The sequence below is a fragment of the Variovorax sp. 770b2 genome, assembly GCF_900115685.1.
Lineage (GTDB): Bacteria > Pseudomonadota > Gammaproteobacteria > Burkholderiales > Burkholderiaceae_C > Variovorax.
On sequence record NZ_FOXJ01000008.1, the window covers coordinates 146,716 to 168,279 of the forward strand.

At 68.8% G+C, this 21,564-nt stretch carries 19 protein-coding genes; 10 read left to right on the plus strand and 9 right to left on the minus strand.

What is annotated here, in order from left to right; all coding sequences use genetic code 11:
- Positions 1-38 precede the first annotated feature (38 nt).
- Genes BM133_RS30115 through BM133_RS30130 form a run of 4 tightly spaced genes read right to left on the minus strand, consistent with a single transcriptional unit; the run spans position 39 to position 4,250 of the window.
- A complete protein-coding gene (locus BM133_RS30115; RefSeq protein ID WP_093442381.1) occupies positions 39-479 on the minus strand; it encodes a hypothetical protein in 441 nt (146 codons plus the stop codon).
- A complete protein-coding gene (locus BM133_RS30120) occupies positions 472-1,827 on the minus strand; it encodes a phosphatase PAP2/dual specificity phosphatase family protein (RefSeq protein WP_093442384.1) in 1,356 nt (451 codons plus the stop codon). The genes BM133_RS30115 and BM133_RS30120 overlap by 8 nt, the downstream gene beginning before the upstream one ends.
- A complete protein-coding gene (locus tag BM133_RS30125) occupies positions 1,824-3,590 on the minus strand; it encodes a bifunctional alpha/beta hydrolase/class I SAM-dependent methyltransferase (RefSeq protein ID WP_093442387.1) in 1,767 nt (588 codons plus the stop codon). The genes BM133_RS30120 and BM133_RS30125 overlap by 4 nt, the downstream gene beginning before the upstream one ends.
- Positions 3,591-3,620: 30 nt before the next feature.
- Complete coding sequence (locus BM133_RS30130; RefSeq protein ID WP_093442389.1) at positions 3,621-4,250, minus strand: CDP-alcohol phosphatidyltransferase family protein; 630 nt, start codon at positions 4,248-4,250, stop codon at positions 3,621-3,623.
- 85 nt (positions 4,251-4,335) lie between these two features.
- Here BM133_RS30130 and ruvB point away from each other — a divergent pair, with 85 nt between their 5' ends.
- From ruvB to BM133_RS30145, 3 genes are read left to right on the plus strand one after another with little or no spacing between them, the layout of a single operon-like run.
- Positions 4,336-5,400, plus strand: coding sequence for a Holliday junction branch migration DNA helicase RuvB (gene ruvB / locus BM133_RS30135; RefSeq protein ID WP_093442392.1), 1,065 nt, complete (start codon positions 4,336-4,338; stop codon positions 5,398-5,400).
- 6 nt (positions 5,401-5,406) lie between these two features.
- Complete coding sequence (gene dmeF, locus BM133_RS30140; protein ID WP_093442394.1) at positions 5,407-6,369, plus strand: CDF family Co(II)/Ni(II) efflux transporter DmeF; 963 nt, start codon at positions 5,407-5,409, stop codon at positions 6,367-6,369.
- 4 nt (positions 6,370-6,373) lie between these two features.
- Positions 6,374-6,751 (plus strand): nuclear transport factor 2 family protein, encoded by a 378-nt coding sequence (locus BM133_RS30145; RefSeq protein ID WP_093442397.1) that lies wholly within the window; start codon positions 6,374-6,376, stop codon positions 6,749-6,751.
- Between the two features lie 47 nt (positions 6,752-6,798).
- On the opposite strand, the gene BM133_RS30150 is transcribed toward BM133_RS30145, so the two are convergent.
- A complete protein-coding gene (locus BM133_RS30150) occupies positions 6,799-8,544 on the minus strand; it encodes a lysoplasmalogenase family protein (RefSeq protein WP_093442399.1) in 1,746 nt (581 codons plus the stop codon).
- 94 nt (positions 8,545-8,638) lie between these two features.
- Between BM133_RS30150 and BM133_RS30155 the strand changes: the two genes are divergently transcribed.
- Entirely contained in the window at positions 8,639-9,508 is an 870-nt protein-coding gene (locus BM133_RS30155; RefSeq protein WP_093442402.1) for a UDP-2,3-diacylglucosamine diphosphatase, read from the plus strand.
- Between the two features lie 30 nt (positions 9,509-9,538).
- On the opposite strand, the gene BM133_RS30160 is transcribed toward BM133_RS30155, so the two are convergent.
- On the minus strand, positions 9,539-9,790 hold the full coding sequence (locus BM133_RS30160) for a hypothetical protein (RefSeq protein ID WP_093442697.1): 252 nt from the start codon (positions 9,788-9,790) through the stop codon (positions 9,539-9,541).
- A gap of 208 nt (positions 9,791-9,998) precedes the next feature.
- On the opposite strand from BM133_RS30160, the gene BM133_RS30165 reads away from it, so the two are divergent.
- The 5 genes from BM133_RS30165 to BM133_RS30185 all read left to right on the plus strand — a co-directional run bounded on the left by BM133_RS30165 (position 9,999) and on the right by BM133_RS30185 (position 16,316).
- Positions 9,999-11,180, plus strand: a complete 1,182-nt coding sequence (locus tag BM133_RS30165; protein WP_093442404.1) for an acyl-CoA dehydrogenase family protein — start codon at positions 9,999-10,001, stop codon at positions 11,178-11,180.
- Between the two features lie 10 nt (positions 11,181-11,190).
- Positions 11,191-12,330 (plus strand): acyl-CoA dehydrogenase family protein, encoded by a 1,140-nt coding sequence (locus tag BM133_RS30170; protein ID WP_093442407.1) that lies wholly within the window; start codon positions 11,191-11,193, stop codon positions 12,328-12,330.
- A gap of 91 nt (positions 12,331-12,421) precedes the next feature.
- On the plus strand, positions 12,422-13,552 hold the full coding sequence (locus BM133_RS30175; protein ID WP_093442410.1) for a CaiB/BaiF CoA transferase family protein: 1,131 nt from the start codon (positions 12,422-12,424) through the stop codon (positions 13,550-13,552).
- Between the two features lie 17 nt (positions 13,553-13,569).
- Positions 13,570-15,129 (plus strand): long-chain-fatty-acid--CoA ligase, encoded by a 1,560-nt coding sequence (locus BM133_RS30180; protein WP_093442413.1) that lies wholly within the window; start codon positions 13,570-13,572, stop codon positions 15,127-15,129.
- Positions 15,130-15,167: 38 nt separating this feature from the next.
- A complete protein-coding gene (locus BM133_RS30185; RefSeq protein WP_093442415.1) occupies positions 15,168-16,316 on the plus strand; it encodes an acyl-CoA dehydrogenase family protein in 1,149 nt (382 codons plus the stop codon).
- 27 nt (positions 16,317-16,343) lie between these two features.
- On the opposite strand, the gene BM133_RS30190 is transcribed toward BM133_RS30185, so the two are convergent.
- Positions 16,344-16,724 (minus strand): hypothetical protein, encoded by a 381-nt coding sequence (locus BM133_RS30190; protein WP_093442417.1) that lies wholly within the window; start codon positions 16,722-16,724, stop codon positions 16,344-16,346.
- A complete protein-coding gene (locus BM133_RS30195) occupies positions 16,721-17,572 on the minus strand; it encodes an AP2 domain-containing protein (protein ID WP_093442420.1) in 852 nt (283 codons plus the stop codon). Before BM133_RS30195 ends, BM133_RS30190 begins: the two co-directional genes overlap by 4 nt.
- A gap of 228 nt (positions 17,573-17,800) precedes the next feature.
- Between BM133_RS30195 and BM133_RS30200 the strand changes: the two genes are divergently transcribed.
- A complete protein-coding gene (locus BM133_RS30200) occupies positions 17,801-18,751 on the plus strand; it encodes an alpha/beta fold hydrolase (protein WP_093442423.1) in 951 nt (316 codons plus the stop codon).
- Positions 18,752-18,777: 26 nt separating this feature from the next.
- On the opposite strand, the gene BM133_RS30205 is transcribed toward BM133_RS30200, so the two are convergent.
- On the minus strand, positions 18,778-21,510 hold the full coding sequence (locus BM133_RS30205) for a winged helix-turn-helix domain-containing protein (protein WP_093442425.1): 2,733 nt from the start codon (positions 21,508-21,510) through the stop codon (positions 18,778-18,780).
- Between the last annotated feature and the right edge of the window lie 54 nt (positions 21,511-21,564).

Below are 21,564 nucleotides of genomic sequence, written 5' to 3' on the forward strand. Positions count from 1 at the left end.
CTCCGGCCTGGGCTTGTCGTTGTTCCTGTTTTCGTCGGTCAAGAGAGATCCTGTGTCATCAAGGCAAGAAGGAACATGGCGCTCTGGCAGGCGACCACGATGGCATGGCGCTGCATGAGCTGGCGGGTGCCCTGCACGCGGTCGTCGAGCGGCCGGGGGGCGGCGGACGACGGCGCATTGCGCAGGCCCAGGCCGTCCAGCGCGCGATCGAGCGCCTCGAGCGAGGCGATGGTGCCGCGCGCCAAGTCGTCGAACAGCGCCTGGTCCAGCCGCAGCCGGAAGGCGAAATAGCGTTCGAGCACCCCGAGGATCACGACCGCGCCGAAACCCATGGCGGGCGTGGCGGGCAGCGAACGCAGCGTGAGCGCGAGCACCAGCGCCGCGATGCAGGTCAGCGCGAAGCCCCAGATCGCCAGCACCATGAAGGCACGCAGCAGCCCGGCGAGCGCGGCGCAGGTGGCACGGTCGTTGTCATTCATGGGGTGGCACCTTGGGCACGGGATCGAGCGGCGCGAGCGACCTCAGCCACGCGGGGCGAAGCACGATCTGCGGTCGCGCGCGGCGCACCGCATCCTCGGCCTGGGTCATTCCGCCGACCGAACCGTAGCCGCCCAGCCAGGCGATCACCGCCGCCGCGCTGCGCGAAAAACCGAGCGCACAGCAGACCCACACCGGCGCGCCGTCCGCGTTGCGGCGCTGGCCTTCGATGACCGCGGCCGCGCGCTGCAGCCGCACCGTCGGCGGCACCGTCAGGTCGAGCAAGGGCACGCAGCGCGCATGCGGCACGCCGGCCGGCATCTGCAGCTCGGCGCACAGGCTCACGAGCCGGGGCTTGCCGGCGGCGAGCCATTCGGCGTGCGTGGGACGCCGGCCGAGCCGCAAGCCGGGCACCACCTCGACCGAGGCCGGCAGCTTGCGCGTCCAGAGCCACGCGTTGATGGCGGCACCAAGACGATAGGGCGCGAACAGCCAACGCGCCGCCCAGCCCATGCGGCCTTGTCCATTCATCTGGAAGCCGCGGGCGCCGAAACCGATGTAGTTGAGCGCCACGAAGGCGAGCGACGCGGCAGGCCACGCGAGCCACAGCCACACGCCGCCGCCGTACCAGGCAGCGGCGAAGAACAGCGCCGCGCCCACCGCATAGAAGCCCGCGAGCTTCCAGCGTTGTCTGTCTCGGGCAAAGCGCGTGACCTGCCAGGCGCGCCGCATCGACACCACCCGCTCCAGCGGCCAGAGCCACACGCACACCAGCCCGAGCAGCGTGCCGGTCGGAATGTCGATGAAGTGGTGCTGCCACGTCGTGAGCACCGAGGCGCAGATCGCGAACGCCCACACATGCAGCACCAGCCGCGCCCAGAGCGGGCGCAGAAACTGCCGGTACCAGTCCCACAGGATCACCGCGAGCGCGATGTGCAGCGAGGGCGCCTGGTTGAACGGTTGGTCGAAGCCGCGCAGCGCGTTGAACAGAAACGCCGGCGCGCCATCGACCGGCGGTTGGCCGAAGCTGAAGTGCAGCGGCCAGGCGATGAAGCAGGTGCAGGCGACGAGCGTCGCCGTGACGAGCCGCAGCGCATGCCGGTCCAGCGTGTGTTTGCTGCGCGCGAGGAACAGCGACAGCGCGTAGAACACGTTGATCGTCCAGTACGGAAAGATCGTCCACGGCCAGAACGGTATCTGCCGCTCCCAGTCGAAGGCCATCGAGGGCACGTTCGCGCGCGTGGTGGCCCACCAGTTGGCGAAGCCGTAGGTCGCGTAGAACAACGGCCCCAGAAACACGAGCCATGCGGCAGCGCGCTTCCAAGGATGCTGTGCCAGCCAGGCTTTCATCGCCCCGTGCGCACCGCCAGCGACACCGTGAAGATGCCCCACTCATCGACCCGCTGGTCGATCTTGCGGAAGCCCGCTTCTTCCACCAGCTGGTCCATCTCGACCTGCGTGCGGCGGCGCATCACCCAGGCCTCGCCCTGGCGGTGGCTGGTGAGGGCGCGCGCGATCATCTCGAGCTGCGGATGCCATGGCTGGCCGGTGTAGACCAGGTAGCCCCGGTCTTCCACCGCATCGCCCACGCCCGCGAGCGAGCGCTGCACCATCTCGTTGTCGGGAAAGAGTTCGTAGAGGCCCGACACCACGGCCAGCGTGGGCCGCGGCGTCACCGTGGCGAGGCTGATGCGGTCGAAGGCATCGGCCTGCACGAACTGCGCAACGTCCTGCAGACCCTTCTCGGCGATGAGTGCGCGGCCGTCGCGCACGTTGATGTCGCTGTAGTCGCGCAGCAGGATCGAGCTGGCCTTCACCGGGCTCGCGAGCACCGCGTCGAGCACGTAGCGGCCGTGGCCGGCGGCGATGTCCATCACCCGCACTTCGCGGTGCATCTCGGCCAGGCGCTCCATCGCGATGCGCAGCAGCTCCTCGACGTGGATCTTGCGTTGCCGGATGCCGCGCCAGCCGATCGAGTTGAGGTACGTGTTGTCGATGTTCCGGCCGAGGGGGCCCTTGCCTTCGGGGTGGTTGCGGTACACGTAGTCGAGCGTGCTGCCCGAGTCGAAGCCGGTCGCATGGCCCAGCGCAATGCCGCTGGACAGCTTGCCGCCCACGCGCAGCCCGCCGCGCGTCATCGCCCAGTAGGCGCCGCGCGGCGACAGCGGCGAGAGCGGTTCGGCCAGCGCGCGCGATTCGTCGGCCGTGTCGCCGGCGAGGTGCGCCGCGGTGCGGTCCACCGGCACGGCTGGCGCGTCGAAGCGCTGCAGGATGAATTCGCGGATCTGCGCGACGGCCGGCGCCCGGTCCTTCTCGCCCAGCGTGTCGTGGAAGAAGCCCGGCAGTTCGGTCTTGGTCTTGACCGCGCTGCCCAGCCGCTCGAAGAACCGGTGCTGCGGCTTGTGGTGCACGACCCAGTCGGCGCCCGAGATGAGCAGTTGAACGGGCAGCGTGATCGCATTGGCATCGGCCACCACGCGGTCCGCAGCCTCGTAGAGCCCGAGGAGGATGTTGACCGCGATGGGCCGCGAGATCAGCGGATCGCTCTCGTAGCTCGCGATGCGCTCGGGGTCGTGCGTGAGGAACTTCGCCTTCACGTAGCTGTTGACGAAGAACAGGCCGCGCAGCTTGTGCATCAGCCCGAGCCCGGCGCGCGCGAACGGCACGTAGAGCTTCACCTTGAAGGCCGGCGAGGCCAGCGTGAGGCCGCGCACCTTGGGAGCGTAGTCGTGCGCCCAGGTCGCGATCAGCACCGCGCCAACGCTCTGCGCGACGACGTGGATGTCCTGCTCGGTCACGCCGTGGGCGCTGCCGATGTGATGCACGAAGGTCTGCACGTCGCGCACCGAGGTGCCGAAGCTCGGGCTGAAGCCGCGCTGGCCGGGCGAGCGGCCGTGGCCGCGCGCGTCCCAGGCGAAGAAGTCGAAGTCGGGCAGGTCGAGCTCGTCGACCAGGTGCGCCATGCGCGCGCCGTGCTCGTGGCCGCGGTGGAACAGCACGATGGCGCCGCGGCGCACGGCGCCCGTGGCCGGCCAGTGGCGGTAGAAAAGCGATTCGCCGTCGTGCGTCTGGAAGTGCAGCTCTTGCGCAATGCGTGGGGTGGTGTCGGTCATTGAATCCCTGTGAATCTCGGTATGTGTTGTTCAGTGTGGGCCGGCGGCATCGGCTTCGGCACCGGCTTCGGCTAGCGCGCGGCGAATGCGATTGACGATGGTCCAGGCCACGAGCGCCGCCAGCAGCGGCATCAGCCAGGCCGTCCAGGCAGGCAACGGACAGCCCAGCGCCACGTAGAGGCCGAGCGCGCCGAACACGAAGGCCCGGTCGCTCTTGCCCAGCGGCCCGTCGTAGCGGCGCGAGGCGCCCACCGTGGGGCCGAGCGCGCCCGCAAATTCGCTGAGGCCGGCCAGCACGATCACCGTGCCGACCCAGAACGGGCTGAAGGGCGCCACCAGCGCGAAGGGCAGGTAGAGCGCGGCGTCGGAGACCACGTCGGTCAGCTCGTTGAGGAAGGCGCCCAGCTTGCTTTGCTGGTTGTGCTCGCGCGCCAGCATGCCGTCGATGGCGTTGAAGGCCATGCGCAGGAACATCCATGCCGGAATGAGCGCGAAGGCCGCGAGCGAAGGCGCCGCGAAGAAAAGCCAGAGCCCGAGCGCGACCGAGACGACGCACGCGGCCAGCGTGACCTGGTTGGCCGTGACGCCCATCGCATGCAGGCGGACCACCAGCGGCCGCAGCAGCGCCTGGAAACGCGGCTTCAATTCGTAGATCGACACGTGCTGCCTTCCCCTCGTTCGTTATATGGCCGAAGCATTCTGCCAGTGTGCAGGTACTAAACTCTTCAGCGAACACCCCCCGCCAATGACTATTCAGACCGACGATTTCGCACCCGCCCCCCAGCGCGTGGTGTCTGCCGCCCCCGCCTCGCCCAACGAGGAGGCCATCGAACGAGCCCTTCGCCCCAAGCTGCTCGACGAATACGTTGGCCAGGCCAAGGTGCGCGAGCAGCTCGAAATCTTCATCGGCGCGGCGCGCAAGCGCAAGGAAGCGCTCGACCACGTGCTGCTGTTCGGCCCGCCCGGCCTGGGCAAGACCACGCTGTCGCACATCATCGCGGCCGAGCTGGGCGTCAACCTGCGCCAGACCTCCGGCCCGGTGCTGGAGAAGCCCAAGGACCTGGCGGCGCTCCTGACCAACCTGGAGCCGAACGACGTGCTCTTCATCGACGAGATCCACCGCCTGAGCCCGGTCGTCGAGGAAATCCTCTACCCCGCGCTGGAGGACTACCAGATCGACATCATGATCGGCGAGGGCCCCGCTGCACGCAGCATCAAGCTCGACCTGCAGCCCTTCACCCTGGTGGGCGCCACCACCCGCGCCGGCATGCTGACCAACCCGCTGCGCGACCGCTTCGGCATCGTCGCGCGGCTGGAGTTCTACACGCCCGAAGAGCTCGCGCTGATCGTGACCCGCAGCGCCCGGCTGCTCAAGGTGGAAACCGACGAGACCGGCGGCTTCGAGATCGCCCGCCGCTCGCGCGGTACGCCGCGCATCGCCAACCGACTGCTGCGCCGCGTGCGCGACTACGCCGAGGTGAAGGGCGATGGCCGCATCACCGAGGAAATCGCGCACAAGGCGCTGGCCATGCTCGACGTCGATCCGCAGGGCTTCGACCTCATGGACAGGAAGCTCCTGGAAGCCGTGATCCACCGCTTCGACGGCGGTCCGGTGGGCCTCGATAACGTCGCGGCCAGCATCGGCGAGGAGCGCGACACCATCGAGGACGTGATCGAGCCGTACCTCATCCAGCAGGGCTACCTGCAGCGCACGCCGCGCGGGCGCATCGCCACGCTGGCCGCCTACCGCCACCTGGGCGTGACGCCGCCCTCGAGCCGTTCGGACGGGCAAGATCTTTTCGGAGTCTGAAGACGCATGCACACCCATGACCTGAGCGCCTGGCAGCACGACCACCAGTTCGGCGCCGGCAATGCCGCCGCCGAGCGCAGCACCCGCCTGGTGATGTGGATCACCGCCGCGATGATGGTGGTGGAGATCGGCGCCGGCTGGTGGTTCAACTCGATGGCGCTCCTGGCCGACGGCTGGCACATGAGCTCGCACGCGCTGGCCATCGGCCTGAGTGCCTTCGCCTATGCGGCCGCGCGCCGCTATGCGCGCGACCCGCGCTTTGCGTTCGGCACCTGGAAGATCGAGGTACTGGGCGGCTTCGCCAGCGCGCTGCTGCTGCTCGGTATCGCGGTGCTGATGGTGGTGGGTTCGCTGGAGCGGTTGTGGTCGCCGACGGCGATTCACTACCCCGAGGCGATCTCGGTGGCGGTGCTGGGGTTGGTGGTCAATCTGGTCTGCGCGCGGCTGCTGGGCGGCACGCACCACGATCACGGGCACGACCATGGGCATCACCACGGACACGACGATCACCACCACCATCACGAACACGGCCACGACCTGAACCTGCGCTCCGCCTACATCCACGTGGTGGCCGACGCCGCCACGTCGGTGCTGGCCATCGCCGCGCTGCTGGGCGGCTGGTTCTACGGCTGGGCCTGGCTCGACCCGGCGATGGGCATCGTCGGCGCGGTGCTGGTCGCCAGCTGGGCCAGGGGCCTGCTGAAGGAAACCGGCAAGGTGCTGCTCGACCGCGAGATGGACCATCCGGTCACCGCCGAGATCCGCGAAGGCGTCGAGACCACGCTGGCCGATTCGGAAACCCGCGTGGCCGACCTGCACGTCTGGCGCGTGGGGCGCGATGCCTATGCCTGTGCGCTCACGGTCGTGACCCATTCACCGAGGCTCACTGCCGACGAGGTGCGCGCCTGCTTCTCGATGCACGAGGAAATCCGCCACTCGACGGTGGAAATCCAGCGCTGCGTGGACTGAGCCGATGTCCATGCCGCTTTCCGCAGAAGCCGTTGTCGAGCGCCAACTGGCGGCCTACAACGCCAAGGACCTTCAGGCATGGCTGGCCACTTACGCCGAAGACGCCCGCCAATACGAACTTGCGGGAAAGCTGCTGGCCTCCGGACATGCCGAGTTGCGCGCCCGCACCGAGGTCCGCTTTGCCGAGCCCGACCTCCATGCGCATCTGCTGCAGCGCTCGGTCATGGGGAATGTCGTGATCGACCATGAGGTGGTGACACGCAACTTTCCCGAAGGTGTCGGCACGGTGGAGATGGTCTGCGTCTATGTGGTCCGGAATGGCCTCATTCAAACGGCATCGTTCGAGATCGGTCTACCGACGATGGGTTGGCAACCCGCATAGCTGAGCGGCGTTTTCTTGCTCCTTCCCCCAGCGGGGGAGTGAGAAAGTCAGGCGGAGGGGCGGCGAACGTGCCGCACGATCAACACCTGCGCTGCGTAATAAGTCGCCAGCACCCACAGCTGCGCCAGCGGCAGCGGCGAGACGAAGCGGTTGGTCGCCAGCAGCGCATCGCTCACCATGAAGAAGCACGCACCCACCGCCACCCACGGCGCTGACGGATCGGCTTCACGCAGCACCGCCGCACGCCCGATCGCCTGTGCCGCCATGCAGGCGATCACCACCACGTAGACCCCGACCGGAATCCGCAGCGCCGGCGGCAGCCCGCCCTGCCAGAGGAACGCATACATCCCCGCGCCGATCAAGAGCGTCGCCGCCAGCACCCCGCGCCGCGGGAACATGCCCACGCCGATGCTGAAGAGCGCGATGTACGCCAGGTGCGCGAGGAGGAAGCACACGAGCCCCGGCACGAACAGCTTCGCCGGGCCCATCAGCAGCACGTCGCCCGCCAGCGAGGCGACCAGCCCGGCCAGCAGCAGCCCGTCGAAGCGGGCCACGCCGCCCGCCCGCATCGCACGCTGCGCCGCGAAGACGATCGCGATCGACAGTGCCAGCGGCTTGCAGATGTGGTGCAGCCAGTCGATGCCCAGCGCCGCGCTGGCGGTGGCCAGAGCGGCGGCTTCGACCAGCAGCACCTCGGTGACCGACAGCCGTCCCTGCAGCACGGCGCCGATGGCCCACAGGCTCGCCGTCAGCGCGGCCAGCCAGACGGCGGCGCGCTGCAGCGGCATGTCGTCGGAGAACCAGAGAAAGAAGGCCACGCCGCCCAGCATCAGCAGGAACTGCACGCCCGCGAACCACTGCACCCCCCGGTTCACCACGGGCTCGTAGCGCGTGACCTTCGCGATATCGAACGCCGGCTTCGGAAAGCGCGCCGCCACGTCGGCCGGCCGCCAGCCGGGCGGCTTGAGCCACACGCGCAGCTTGTCGGCCCAGCTGCGCGCATGCCACGAGTCCTTGGCCAGCCCCCAGTACACCTGGGCATTCGCCCAGAGCGGGTCCCAGCTCTTCAACTCGCCGCGCGTGCCGTAGACGCAGCGCTCGTCCTCTTCGCGAAAGGTGCCGAACATCCGGTCCCACACGATGAGGATGCCGCCGTAGTTGCGGTCCAGGTACGTGTCGTTCACCGCGTGGTGCACCCGGTGGTTCGAGGGCGAGCAGAACCAGCGGTCGAACCAGCCGAGCTTGCCGACCTGCTCGGTGTGCACCCAGAACTGGTAGAGCAGGTCGACGAGCGCCACCACGACGAACACCAGCGGCGGAACGCCGGCCACCGCCATCGGCATGTAGAAGATCCAGCCGAGCAGCGCGCCGCTCGAAGTCTGGCGCAGCGCGGTCGACAGGTTGTAGTGCTGGCTCTGGTGATGCACCACGTGCGCCGCCCACAGCACTGCCGATTCGTGGCCCATGCGGTGCAGCCAGTAGTAGCAGAAGTCGTAGAACACCAGCGCCAGCAGCCAGCCGTACCAGGTCGTCCAGAACTCGCTGGCCGCCTCCTGCGGAAAGAGCGCCACCGCCGAGTACACCGCGGTGTAGATGCCGATGCGCAAGAGGCCGGTGAGCACCGCGCTGATCTGGCTCAGCATCCCGAGGCCGATGCTGTTGACCGCATCGGCCAGCCGGTAGGTGTCGTGCCCCGTGCCGCGGCGCGCCCGCACGCGGCCCACCGCGAATTCGATCGCGATCAGCAGGAAGAACACAGGGGTCGCAAGAACGATGATCTGGCCAGGGCGCATCGCGCGATTGTGGCGTTGCAGAAGGGCCACGCGTCACCGGGATGTCACGGGTGTGCCATCGCGGCGTCACGCGCGGATGGGAGCCTACCCGTCCATGCAACGCGACGACGCTTTCCTTCGCGCATGGCGCGACACCGCAGCCCAGTCTCCCGACCCGGAGGATGAGGAGCGCCAGCGTCCACCGCTGCACTTTCGCACCCTCTGGATCTCCGACCTGCACCTGGGCACGCCCGGCTGCCAGGCCCGCGCGCTGCTCGACTTCCTGAAGCACACCGAGTGCGAGACGCTGTTCCTGGTCGGCGACATCATCGACGGCTGGCAGCTCAAGCGCCACTGGTACTGGCCGCAGGCGCACAACGACGTGATCCAGAAGCTGCTGCGCAAGGCGCGCAAGGGCACGCGCGTGATCTTCATCCCGGGCAACCACGACGAGTTCGCCCGCAAGTACCTCAATCACAACTTCGGCGGCATCGACGTGGCCGACGAATGGATCCACGAGACCGCCGACGGCCGCAAGCTCTGGATCATCCACGGCGACCTGTTCGACGGCGTGATCCAGTGCGCCAAGTGGCTCGCCTACGTGGGCGACTCGCTCTACGAATTCACGTTGAAGCTGAACCGCCACCTCAACTCGCTGCGCGCGCGCATGGGGCTGCCGTACTGGTCGCTCTCCAAGTACCTCAAGGGCAAGGTCAAGCGCGCGGTGAGCTACGTGGGCGACTTCGAGAACGCCGTGGCGCGCGAGGCCCGCAAGCGCGGCGCGCAGGGCGTGGTGTGCGGCCACATCCACCATGCCGAGATGCGCGACATCGACGGCATCCTCTACTGCAACGACGGGGACTGGGTGGAGAGCCTCACGGCGCTGGCCGAGCATGCCGACGGCACGCTGGAAATCATCGATTGGGCGGAGCACATGCCGGTGCCGTCGAAGGCGACGCCGGCGCGCGAGGCCGTGGCAGCCTGAGCGAGGAAACGGGAGAGGGGGTCGGGAGGGTCAGCCGCGGTCCGTCGGGCCCTTGGCCGTGTGACTCAGGTAGTGCTCGCGCCAGGCGTCGCAGTGGCGCCACATGTTCTTGCCCATCTCGTCCATCCACAGCCACCAGGTCAGCGCGAGCTTCTCGGGGTCGTGGACGTCGGACAAAAGAGGCATCGCCGCGGAGGCGCGTGCTGGCGGATCGGGCAATTCGTAGTCGCACAGCCGCTCGACGCTGGCGTGCGAGAAACCGGGTGTGGTGGTCGCGTGCATGGTGCTCTCCATTGAGCGCAGCGCATTCTCTGGCGCACAGAACATCTCCCGACTGGTAATTCTGCTTGGTCGCCCGGCGACACCGGAGAGGACTATCCCGGGTGTGCGCACAAACTACGGAAACTGGTGAGTCTTCGTCCGATCCGACGATGCCGCCGCCCTGCCCCGCGGGTGCACACTCGCCGCTGCATTCCAACGGGACCCCACCATGGCCTGGACACTCAGCGCGGCTGAAACAGCATTCCGGAACGAGGTTCGCGAGTTCCTCTCGCGTGAGCTGACGCCCGCGCTGCGCGCCGCCGGCCGGCGCTGCTCGGGCATCTTCAGCGACTACGCCGAAGGCAACGGCTGGCACCGTATCCTGGCCAGGTGCGGCTGGAGCGTGCCGAACTGGCCCGTCGAGCACGGCGGCACCGGCTGGACGCCGATGCAGCACTACCTCTTCGCGGCCGAGCTGGCCGCGGCCGATGCGCCGCAGCGCGCACCCATGGGGCCGGGCATGGTCGCACCGGTGATCGTCGCCTTCGGCACCGAGGCGCAGAAGCGCGCTTGGCTGCCGGGCATCCGCTCGGGCGAGGACTACTGGTGCCAGGGCTATTCCGAGCCGCAGGCGGGCTCCGACCTGGCCTCGCTGCAATGCAAGGCCGTGCGCGATGGCGACCACTACGTCATCAACGGCACCAAGATCTGGACCACCCACGCGCAGTACGCCAACCGCATGTTCTGCCTGGTGCGCACCACCTCGGGCGGCAAGCCGCAGCAGGGCATCAGCTTCCTGTGCTTCGACATCCCGACGCCGGGCATCACCATCCGGCCGATCATCAGCATCTCGGGCGACCACGAGCTGAACCAGGTGTTCTTCGACGACGTGCGCGTGCCCGCCGAGGGGCTCATCGGCGAGGAGAACCAGGGCTGGGCCATCGCCAAGTACCTGCTGCAGCACGAGCGTGGCGGCGCGTGGACGCCGATGCTGCGCGCGCGCCTTCGCCGGCTGCACGCGGCGGCCGATGCCATCGACGACGGGTACGAAGCCGACGACATGGCGCTGCGCCTGGCCGAAGCCGAATGCGCCATCGATGCGCTCGAGGCCACCGAGCTGCAATCGCTGCGCGCGCAGGCCCGCGGCGAGCCGCCCGGCATCCGCCCCTCGATGGGCAAGGTGCTCGGCTCCGAGCTGCGCCAGCGGCTGACCGAGCTCGGCGTCGAGATCGCCGGCCACTACGCCGCGGTCAACCTGCCGCTGGACAATGGGCTGCAAGGCGACATGCCCATTCCCGAAGAGGCCGTGTTCTCGATGGCGGCCTACCTCAACGACCGCGCCGCTTCCATCTACGCCGGTTCCAACGAGGTGCAGCGCAACATCGTCGCGGCCCACCTGCTGGCCCGCTGAGGTTCTTGCAATGAGCACACGCACCGAACAGGACGACACCCTCGCGATGCTGCGCGACAGCCTCGCGCGCTACCTGGACGACAACCACGGCTTCGAGCAGCGCCTGCATGCGCTCGCGAGAGCCGACGATGCGCCGCCGCCGTTCTGGCAGGGCCTCTCGCGCGAACTCGATCTGCTGGGCGCGGCGCTGCCCGAATCGCACGGCGGCCTGGGCTTGGGCATGGCCGCGCACCTCGCGTTGATGGAAACGCTGGGCGGCGCGCTCGCGGCCGAGCCGTACCTGTCGACAATGGTGATCGGCGCCGGCCTGCTGCAGCGCCACCCCGGTGCAGAGGCCGATGCGCTGCTCGCGCGCGTCGTCGCGGGGCAGGCCGTGCTGGCCTTCGCGCACAGCGAGCCGCAAAGCCGCCACGCGCGCGACGACGTGCAGGCGCAGCTCGTGCGCGAGGGCGACGGCTTCCGGCTCGATGGCCGTAAGGCCGTGGTGCAGGCGGCGCCGTGGGCCAGCCATTTCATCGTCACGGCGCGCAGCCGGAAGGGCCTGTCGCTGCTCGTGGTGCCCAGGGACACGCCGGGCCTGCGCCTTCGCGGCTACCCGACGCGCGACGGCGGCCGCGCTGCCGACATCGCCTTCGACAACGTGCGCCTGCCCGCCGAGGCACTGCTCGGCGCCGAAGGCGGCGCGCTGCCGCAGATCGAACGCGCGCTGGACGAGGCCACGCTCGCCATCTGCGCCGAATCGGTCGGCGTCATGCGCCGCCTGCTGCGCGACACGCTCGACTACGTGCGCCAGCGCAAGCAGTTCGGCGTGCCGATCGCGAGCTTCCAGGTGCTGCAGCACCGCCTGGCCGACATGCACATGGCGCTGGAACAGGCGGCCGCGCTCACCGCGAGCGTCGGTGAAATCGCCGATACCGCAAGCGACAACGAGCGCGCCCGCGCAGTCTCGTCCGCCAAGGTCGCCGCGGCCAAGGCGTGCAAGGCCGTGGGGCAGGGCGCGGTGCAACTGCATGGCGGCATGGGCATGACCGAGGAGCTGGCCATCGGCCACTACGTGCGCCGCGCCACGCTCATCGAGGGCCAGTTCGGTCCGCCCGCATGGCATCTGCGCCGCGTGGCGAAGCTGCGCGCCGCCACGACGCAGATGTAGAGACAAAGAGATAAGGGACGCATTCGTCGCTTTGGACGATGCACCCCCGCCGCCCCCGCGCCAAGATGCCTCCACATACAGGAGACAGACCATGGCAGGTCCATTGCAAGGCCTTCGGGTGATCGAGATGGCGGGCATCGGCCCCGGCCCTTTCTGCGCGATGCTCTTTGCCGACATGGGCGCGGAGGTGATCCGCATCGAGCGTCCCGGCACGCGCACCGCGCCCCACGACATCCTCGCGCGCGGCCGCAGCACGCTGCAGGTCGACCTGCGCGCGGAAGGCGCGGCGCCCTCCGTGCTCGACGCCATCGCGAAGGCCGACGTGCTCATCGAGGGCTTTCGCCCCGGCGTGATGGAGCGCCTGGGCCTGGGCCCCGCCGAATGCCATGCGCGCAACCCGCGCCTGGTCTACGGCCGCATGACCGGCTGGGGCCAGCACGGCCCGCTCGCGCATGCGGCCGGCCACGACATCAACTACATCGCCATCAGCGGTGCGCTGCATGCCATCGGCCGCGCGGGCGAGCCGCCGGTGCCGCCGCTCAACTACGTGGGCGACTTCGGCGGCGGCGCGATGCTGCTGGCCTTCGGCATCCTCGCCGCGCTGCACGAAGCCAAGGGCTCGGGCCAGGGCCAGGTGGTGGATGCCGCGATGACCGATGGCGCGGCGCTCTTGTCTTCGATGATGTACGGCTTCAAGTCGGCCGGCATGTGGAGCAACCAGCGCGGCGAGAACATGCTGGACGGCGGCGCGCATTTCTACGACACCTACGCGTGTGCCGACGGCAAGTACGTGGCCGTGGGCGCCATCGAGCCGCAGTTCTATGCGCTGCTGCGCGAGCGCTGCGGCATCGCCGACGACACCGCCTTCGACGCGCAGATGGACGCCGACCGCTGGCCGCTGCTCAAGCTGCGCATGGCCGACCTGTTCCGCACCCGCACGCGCGACGAGTGGTGCGTGCTGCTCGAAGGCGGCGATGCCTGCTTCGCGCCCGTGCTCGACTGGGACGAGGCGCCCGCACACCCGCACAACGTGGCGCGCGGCACCTTCGCGAACGTCGGCGGCGTGGTGCAGCCCGCGCCCGCGCCGCGCTTCAGCCGCACCGCGCCCGTGATGCCGCCCGCCACCGCGCACGACGACGGCGAGGCGATGCTGCGCCGCTGGGGCGCGACCATCGCATCGGTCACGCCCGTCACGCCTGTCACGCCTGTCGCGGCCGGCTGAGAAAAAGGAGACGCCCCATGTTCCTCACCCAGCCCCTGCACAAGGGCCGCCGCGAGAAGGCCCGCGCCACCGCCGTGGTCTGCGGCAGCCAGCGCCTGGACTTCGGCGAGCTCGCCGACCGCGCCGCCCGCCTGGGCGCCGTGCTGCAGCAACTCGGCATGCAGCGCGGCGACCGCGTCGGCATGATGAGCCTCAATTCGCACCGCTTCGTCGAGTACTTCTTCGGCACCTGGTGGGGCGGCGGCGTCATCAACCCCGTCAACATCCGCTGGAACCCGAAGGAAGTCGCGTACTCGCTGGACGACTGCGACACCCGCATCCTGCTGGTGGACGACCTCTTCGCACCGATGGCGCCCACGCTGCGCCAGCTCTCTGCCTCGCTGCGCACCGTGGTCTATTGCGGCGACGGCGCGGTGCCCGAAGGCATGGTCGGCTACGAGGCGCTGCTCGCCGAGGCCGCGCCCATCGACGACGCACCGCACAGCGCCGACGAGCTCGCGGCCATCATGTACACCGGCGGCACCACCGGCCAGCCCAAGGGCGTGATGCTCACGCACGGGAGCATGTACATCAATGCGCTGGGCACCGTCGCCGCGCTGCCGCGCGACACGCAGGATGCGGCCGCCATCGTCGCGGCGCCCATGTTCCACGTGGCCGGCTGCGGCATCGCGCTGCAGAGCCTGCAGCGGCTGGTGCCCATCCACGTGGTGCCGATGTTCGACGAGCTCGCGGTGCTCGAGATTCTGCAGTCCGCGCGCATCACCGAGATGTTCCTGGTGCCCACGATGATCAAGCGCGTGATCGAGCATCCGCGCTTCGCGGCGTTCGATTTGTCGATGCTGCGGCTGCTGTCGTACGGCGCGGCGCCCATCGACGCGGCGCTGCTCGACCAGGCCATGCGCGCCTTTCCGCGCACCGAGTTCGCGCAGGTCTACGGCATGACGGAGCTCTCGCCCGTCGTGACCGCGCTGCCCTCGCACTGCCACCTGCCCGGGCCCGACCGCGAGCGCCTGCTGCGCTCGGCCGGCACGCCCATTGCCATCGCGGAGGTCCGCATCGTCGATGGCGACGACAACGAGCTGCCCTTCGGCCAGGTCGGCGAGATCGTCGCGCGCGGGCCGATGGTGATGAAGGGCTACTGGAACAAGCCAGAGGAAACCGAGGCGGCGCTGCGCGGTGGCTGGATGCACACCGGCGACGGTGGCTACATGAACGCGCACGGTTTCCTGTACGTGGTCGACCGCATGAAGGACATGATCGTGAGCGGCGGCGAGAACGTGTACTCCGCCGAAGTCGAGAACGCCATTGCGCAATTGCCAGAGGTGCTGATGTCCGCCGTGATCGGCGTGCCCGACGACCGATGGGGCGAGCGCGTGCATGCGGTGATCGTGCGGCGCGAAGGCATGGCGCTGGAGGCCGAGGCCGTCATCGCGCACTGCCGCGAGCAGATCGCCACCTACAAGTGCCCGCGCAGCGTGGAGTTCCGCGATGCGCTGCCGCTCTCGGCCGCGGGCAAGCTGCAGAAATTCCAGCTGCGGGAACCCTTCTGGGCCGGCAAGACGCGACGCGTCGGCTGACCGACGATATTTTCAGAAAACTACAAAGGACAAGTCCCATGCCCATCGATTTCAGCCGCTCCTGGAGCGATGAAGACCTGGCGCTCTACCGCGACAACGTGGTGCGCTTCGTCGAAACCGAAGTGCTCCCGCACGACGAGGAGGCCCGCAAGCGCGGCCACGTGGGGCACGAGGTCTGGCGCAAGGCCGGCGCGCTCGGCCTCTTGTGCGCCGACATCCCCGACGACTACGGCGGCGCGGGCGGCGACTTCCGCCACGAGGCCGTGGTGTACGAGGAGATGTCGCGCCGCGGGCTCACCGGCATGGCCACCTCGGTGCACGCCATCGTGGCGCACTACATCTTCAACCACGGCACCGAGGAACAGAAGCGCCGCTACCTGCCCCGCATGGCGAGCGGCGAAATGGTCGGCGCCATCGCCATGACCGAGCCCGGCGCCGGCTCCGACCTGCAGGGCGTGCGCACCCGCGCCGAGAAGAAGGATGGCGGCTATCTCCTCAACGGATCGAAGACCTTCATCACCAACGGCTACCTCGCCGGCCTGGTGCTGGTGGTGTGCAAGACCGATCCGGCGCAGGGCGCCAAGGGCACCTCGATCCTCATCGTGGAGACCGAGGGCTGCGAGGGCTTTCGCGTGGGACGCGTGCTCGAGAAGATCGGCATGAAGGCGCAGGACACCTCCGAGCTCTTCTTCGACGACGTGCGCGTGCCGGCCGATGCGCTGCTCGGCGGGCAGGAGGGGCAGGGCTTCTTCCAGTTGATGAGCGACCTGCCTTACGAGCGGACCATCATCGGCGTGAGCGCGCTCGCGGCCATGGAAGGCGCCTACGAGGCCACGCTCGACTACGTGCGCGACCGCAAGGCCTTCGGCAAGCCGATCGCCGAATTCCAGAACACCAAGTTCAAGCTCGCCGAGATCGCCACCCAGATCAAGGTGGGCCGCGCCTTCATCGACCGCTGCGTCGAAGACCTGGTGGCCGGCCGGCTGGACACCGCCACCGCCTCCATGGCCAAGCTCTGGGGCACCGAGGCACAGGGCCGGGTGATGGACGAGTGCCTGCAGCTCTTCGGCGGCTACGGCTACATGAGCGAATACATGGTGGCGCGCATGTATGCCGATGCGCGCGTGCAGCGCATCTACGGCGGCACCAACGAGATCATGAAAGAGGTGATTTCGCGGGCGCTCTGAAGGCGCCCTGGCGGCCGGTGCGGCCGGCTAGGTCAGCCGGCGGATTTCGGCCCGCGCGATCTCGCGGTGGTGGTAGGAGGGCGAGATGCCGATGAACCGCGTGTAGCGCTCCACCGCGGCCACGGTGTTGCCCACGTCTTCCAGCTCCAGCGCCTCGAGCATGAACTGGGTGAAGAGCTTGTTGGCATCGGCCTCGCGGTCGGACGCGGCGAGCGTCTTGGGCCGCAGCTCGGGCCGCATCGCGAAGATCCTGCGCTGCACCTCCATCACCTCGATGAGCGCGCGGCCGATCCGCTCGATGTTCTCGGGGATCGGATCGAGCTGCGTGTCGCGCACTTCCGTGGCCGCCTGGTCGAGCAAGTGGGAAGCCACCCGCAGCAGCTGGTGAAGCGGTTTGTGGTTGGTCATGGCCGGGCCGGATGGCCGCTGGCCTTGTACTGGAAAGAGAAATCGGGCGATGCCTGCTTTTGCTGCTGCGGTTGCGCTTGTTCTTGCTCGTGCTCGTGCTCGTGTTGGTGCTCGTGCTGCTCCGCATCCTTCAACTTCTGGGCCAGCTGGCGTCCGCGCTCGGCGATCGCCAGGCTCTTGGCCATGTCGTGGCCGTGTTCCTTCACCGAGAAGGCCTTGCACACGCTGCCCTTGCCCGCGGTGAACGTGGTCGCGAGCCAGTAGCCGGGATGGCCCGCGTTGGGCATCTTGAACTGCACGCCGCTCACGCCGCTGGAGTTGGTGCTGCGGGTGATCTCCGACTTGGAGCGCTTGGACGTGCGCGGCCCCGGCGCCTGCACCGTCATGCCCTGGCGGATCGCCTCTTCGGCCGGATGCAGCCGCGCGAGACCCGACATGCGGGCGAGCTGCTTCTCGCGCTCCTCGATGGCCAGGGACAGCGCCGCGTTGCCGACGCTGTCGACCGGAAAGTCGGTGCGCAGGATCTCGTCCTGCCCGATGTAGGTCTTGGCGACCCACGCCCGCACCCGGCCGCCGGACGCCACCTGGCAGAAGACGCCCGAGACGCCCGTGGTGTTGTTGGCCCGCAGCTTTTCGGCCCGCGCGCGCCGCGCCACCGGCGGCACGCTGCGCACCACGGCATCGCGCCAGTCCTGCGCCTGGACCAGGGCCTGTTCGAGGCCGCCGTAGCTCGCCTTGCCGAACTGCCGGTAGTAGCGGGTGCCGTTGCGCACGAGCGAGACTTCAAAGCCCCAGGGTCGAGGGGCGATGCCGTACATGGCGGCTGGATTGGGAATACCTCTGGGCATTTGGGCGCACTGCTACTTTTTCAGCATTTCTGCTGGGGGCTCCCTGGCGGGTCGGGCTGTTCTGACAGGGATGCTAGGGATTGCGCGGGGTGGGCGGTATCACCGATTTCCGTAGTCGTGAGACGACGCGGCACGATGGGCGCGGGCCGAATGTCGTTCCCGGCCGCGCCGGCGCTGGTGTTGTATTTCTTTTCTATCTATTCAGACCGCAAAAGAGGACTATTGGTAATGATCAAACTCAAACCCTTCCTCGCTCTGCTCACCGCAGGCTTCGTCGCCCTGGCGGCCCATGCGCAGGTTTCGCCTGTTCCCGCCCTTCCAGCCTTCCCGGCATTCCCGGCGGGCTTCAAGACCCAGAACATCAGCGTCAACGGCGCGACGCTCCACGTGCGCGTCGGCGGCAAGGGGCCGGCCGTTACGCTGCTGCACGGTTACGGAGAAACGGGTGACATGTGGGCGCCCCTGGCCGCCGACCTGGCGCGCGACCACACCGTCGTCGTGCCCGACCTGCGCGGCATGGGCCTGTCGGACCATCCGGCCGGCGGCTACGACAAGAAAACCCAGGGCAAGGACATCGCGCTGCTGCTCGACACCCTGAAGATCGACCGCACCGATCTCGTGACGCACGACATCGGCAACATGGTCGGCTACGCATTCGCCGCGCAATACCGCGACCGCGTGACGCGCTTCGTGCTCATCGACGCGCCGCTGCCGGGCGTCGGGCCGTGGGAAGAGATCCTGAAGACGCCGCTGCTGTGGCACTTCCGCTTCGGCGGACCCGACATGGAGCGGCTGGTGGCCGGCCGCGAGCGGATTTATCTCGATCGTTTCTGGAACGAGTTCTCGGCAACCCCCGCGCGCTTTTCGGAAGGTGCCCGCAGGCACTACGCCAAGCTGTATGCGCGGCCCGGCGCGATGCACTCGGGCTTTGCGCAGTTCGCGGCGTTCGACCAGGACGTGATCGACAACAAGGCCTTCATGGCGCAGGGCAAGCTCGCGATGCCGGTGCTGGCCGTGGGTGGGGAGAAGTCCTTCGGGCCGATGATGGCGACGGTGATGCGGTTCGCCGCGAGCGATGTGACGGAAGGGTCGATTCCGGATTCAGGGCACTGGATCATGGAGGAGAACCCGGGGGCTACGGTGAAAGTGGTGAGGGCGTTTCTCGACGGGGCGAAGTAACAACGTCTCGGCGGTCCGCGAGGAAGCTACCGAATCACCCCCACCTTCCTCGCAATCGCCACCGCCTGCGTCCGGCTCTTCGCATCCAGCTTCATATTGATATTGCGCAGGTGCGTGCGCACCGTGCTGTCCGACACGAACAACTTCTCCGCCATCGCATTGTTCGAGTACCCCTCCGCCAGCAGCTGCAGCACCCGGATCTCCTTGCGCGTCAGCGGCTCCTTGATCGCATCGCCGGCCGGCACGGCTTCCGTATCGACGAGCGCCATCGGGCCCATCGCCTGCAGCAGCCGCTGCAGGTAGTCCGCCAGGATCGGATCGCCGCGCGTCGAAGAAGAAGGCGGTGCGGCCGCCTCTTGCGCCGCCGCATTCGCATACCGCTGCACCAGCACCCCCACCGCCGGCCCTTCATCGAGGATCAGCCGCATGAAGCCTTCCTGGCTCGCGGTCTGCAGCACGGCGCTGATCTCGTCGAGCGCGGCGGCGACGTCGCCTGCGCGCTGCAGCGCCATCGCGCGCAGGACGCGCAGCTTGAGCACGCGGCGGTTGCGGTTCGATGCGACGGCGGCGTGCATCTCGGCGTCGAGCACCGTCAGTGCCGCGCGCGCATCGCCGAACGCGATGTCCCAGCGCGCCTTCGCCAGCGCCAGGTAGTCGAGGTCGTGCGCGGGCAGGCGCTGGCGCCGTTCGCGCGCCCACAGTTCCGGATCGTCCGCGCGCAGCAGCTCATCGCGTGACGCGGGCCCGTTGCCCTGCAGCAGCAGCATGCGCGAGCGTTCCAGCTTCGCGCCGGCCACCACGCGCGGCAGTTGCCGGTGGTGCCCGAGGTATTCGAGTTCGGTCAGCGCCTGGACGGCCGCGTCGATGTCGCCCGCATGAAACGCGATGCGCGAGCGCATCACGTGGCTCAGGATCATGTGGTCCGGCAGCCCCACGTCGCGCGCGAGCGGCAGGTACACGTTCAGGAGGTGGTCCGCCTGCGGCAACTGGTTCGACTCGTACACCACGCCGGCATACAGCACACCGGCCCAGGCATTGCCGTGGCTGTGGTTGTAGGACACGGCATGCGTCGTATCGACCGCCATGCGCAGCCGCGCGGTCGCCTGCCGCAGCCGCCCTTCATGCAGGTCGAACAGGCCGGCCAGCGACTCGGTGTACATGCGGTTGAAGGTGCTGTTGCCTTGTTCCCGCCGCGCCGCATCCAGGAGGCGCTGCGCCTCGCGCTGGTCGCCGCGCACGGCGAGGATGTGCGCCATCGCGTTGAGCAGCACGCTGTCGGCAAACGCCAAGCCGGTCGGCAGCCGCGCAAGGCTCGCGCGGCCCACTTCGTAGGCCTCGTCGTGCCGGTCCTGCATCGCCAGCAGCAGCGGCACGAGCGTGTGCGCGCTCGCACGCACTTCGGGGATCTCGCTGTCGATGCAGCCCGATTGCTCCAGCATCTGCATCGCCTCCCACGGCCCGTGCGTGAAGCAGGTGGCCCACAGCGCGATGGGTTGAAGGAACGGATGCGCGCGCAGCTGGTGTTCCGGAATGGCAGAGAACCAGCGCGCAAGCATGCGCATGCGCCCCTGTTCGAGGAACTGCCCCGCATAGCTGTCGAGCAGCGTCAGCGCATGCGGATGGTCGCCGCCTTCGATGGCGTGGTCGATGGCGGGCACGGGCCGGTCCTGCGATTCGTACCAGCCCGAGGCCGCGAGATGCAGCCGCTCGATCTCGCCGGGGTGCTCCCGCGCCAGCTGCGCGCGCAAGAAGTCGGCGAACAGGCTGTGATAGCGCCACGCGCGGCCGTCGCCGCTCACGGGCGTCAGAAAAAGATTGGCCGCGGCCAACTGCTCCAGGATGGCCGCGCAGTCGATGCGCGGGTTGAGCGCCTGGCACACCGAGGCGTCGAGCTGGCGCAGGATGCTGGTGCGCAAGAGGAAGTCGCGAATCTCCCTGGGCTGGTGCGCGAGCACGTCTTCGGCCAGGTACTCGGCCACGGCGCGGTCGGAGCCCGAGAAGCGCTCGACGAAGCCGGTCTCGGTGCCGTGCCGTTCCAGCGCCATCGACGCGAGCCAGATGGCGGCCACCCAGCCTTCGGTCTTGCGGTGCAGCTGCGAGAGCAGGTCGGCCGGCAGCGTCTGCAGAGCTTGCAGGCCTTGCGATGCCTGCGATGCATGGGCCTGCCGCAGGCCGAAGAACGCGCTGGTTTCTTCCAGCGTGAAGCGCAGGCGGTCGGTGTCGATCTCCATCAGCTGGCCGCGTGCGCGCAGCCGCCCGAGGCCCAGGTCGGGCAGGCTGCGCGAGCCGATCACGATCTGCCCGCGGCGCGGCAGCTGCTCGACGATCTCGCGCACGAGGCCCAGCACGGCGGGCTCCTGCACCACCTCGAAGTCGTCCAGGAACAGGGTGAAGGGCGCGTCGTGCGCGGCCAGCGCGGCCACGGCGTCGAAGGGGCCGTTGGTGCGGGGCTCTTCCACGCCCAGGCGCTGCACGGCCTCGGCCAGGCAATTGAGAAAGCGCGAGACGTCGTTGTCGGCGCGGTCCAGCGTGAGCCATGCGGTGGCGGTGCCCTGCGCCTCCATGCGCTCGCGGATCTGCGCCATGGCGGTGGTCTTGCCGAAGCCGGCTGGCGCGCGCACGAGCACCAGCTTCACGCTGGCCGCGGCAATCTCTTGGCCGATGGTGGTGCGCGGCACCTGCGTGGCCACGAACGCCGGCGGGTTCAGCTTGGTTTCCAGAATCCGGGGAGAGGGCGGTGAAGAAGCAGGAGAAGGCATCGCAAACGGGGGAGTGAGCGCCTTGAAATTCCGTCGCTTCCGACGATTCCGGCA

What these genes read in the sequence shown, in the direction of transcription:
- BM133_RS30205 (WP_093442425.1), bottom strand. Translation starts at nt 21,510, where the DNA reads ATGCCTTCTCCTGCTTCTTCACCGCCCTCTCCCCGGATTCTGGAAACC.
- BM133_RS30170 (WP_093442407.1), top strand. Translation starts at nt 11,191, where the DNA reads ATGAGCACACGCACCGAACAGGACGACACCCTCGCGATGCTGCGCGAC.
- BM133_RS30190 (WP_093442417.1), bottom strand. Translation starts at nt 16,724, where the DNA reads ATGACCAACCACAAACCGCTTCACCAGCTGCTGCGGGTGGCTTCCCAC.
- BM133_RS30165 (WP_093442404.1), top strand. Translation starts at nt 9,999, where the DNA reads ATGGCCTGGACACTCAGCGCGGCTGAAACAGCATTCCGGAACGAGGTT.
- BM133_RS30175 (WP_093442410.1), top strand. Translation starts at nt 12,422, where the DNA reads ATGGCAGGTCCATTGCAAGGCCTTCGGGTGATCGAGATGGCGGGCATC.
- BM133_RS30160 (WP_093442697.1), bottom strand. Translation starts at nt 9,790, where the DNA reads ATGCACGCGACCACCACACCCGGTTTCTCGCACGCCAGCGTCGAGCGG.
- BM133_RS30120 (WP_093442384.1), bottom strand. Translation starts at nt 1,827, where the DNA reads ATGAAAGCCTGGCTGGCACAGCATCCTTGGAAGCGCGCTGCCGCATGG.
- BM133_RS30115 (WP_093442381.1), bottom strand. Translation starts at nt 479, where the DNA reads ATGAATGACAACGACCGTGCCACCTGCGCCGCGCTCGCCGGGCTGCTG.
- BM133_RS30195 (WP_093442420.1), bottom strand. Translation starts at nt 17,572, where the DNA reads ATGCCCAGAGGTATTCCCAATCCAGCCGCCATGTACGGCATCGCCCCT.
- BM133_RS30150 (WP_093442399.1), bottom strand. Translation starts at nt 8,544, where the DNA reads ATGCGCCCTGGCCAGATCATCGTTCTTGCGACCCCTGTGTTCTTCCTG.
- BM133_RS30180 (WP_093442413.1), top strand. Translation starts at nt 13,570, where the DNA reads ATGTTCCTCACCCAGCCCCTGCACAAGGGCCGCCGCGAGAAGGCCCGC.
- BM133_RS30185 (WP_093442415.1), top strand. Translation starts at nt 15,168, where the DNA reads ATGCCCATCGATTTCAGCCGCTCCTGGAGCGATGAAGACCTGGCGCTC.
- BM133_RS30125 (WP_093442387.1), bottom strand. Translation starts at nt 3,590, where the DNA reads ATGACCGACACCACCCCACGCATTGCGCAAGAGCTGCACTTCCAGACG.
- ruvB (WP_093442392.1), top strand. Translation starts at nt 4,336, where the DNA reads ATGACTATTCAGACCGACGATTTCGCACCCGCCCCCCAGCGCGTGGTG.
- BM133_RS30155 (WP_093442402.1), top strand. Translation starts at nt 8,639, where the DNA reads ATGCAACGCGACGACGCTTTCCTTCGCGCATGGCGCGACACCGCAGCC.
- dmeF (WP_093442394.1), top strand. Translation starts at nt 5,407, where the DNA reads ATGCACACCCATGACCTGAGCGCCTGGCAGCACGACCACCAGTTCGGC.
- BM133_RS30200 (WP_093442423.1), top strand. Translation starts at nt 17,801, where the DNA reads ATGATCAAACTCAAACCCTTCCTCGCTCTGCTCACCGCAGGCTTCGTC.
- BM133_RS30145 (WP_093442397.1), top strand. Translation starts at nt 6,374, where the DNA reads ATGTCCATGCCGCTTTCCGCAGAAGCCGTTGTCGAGCGCCAACTGGCG.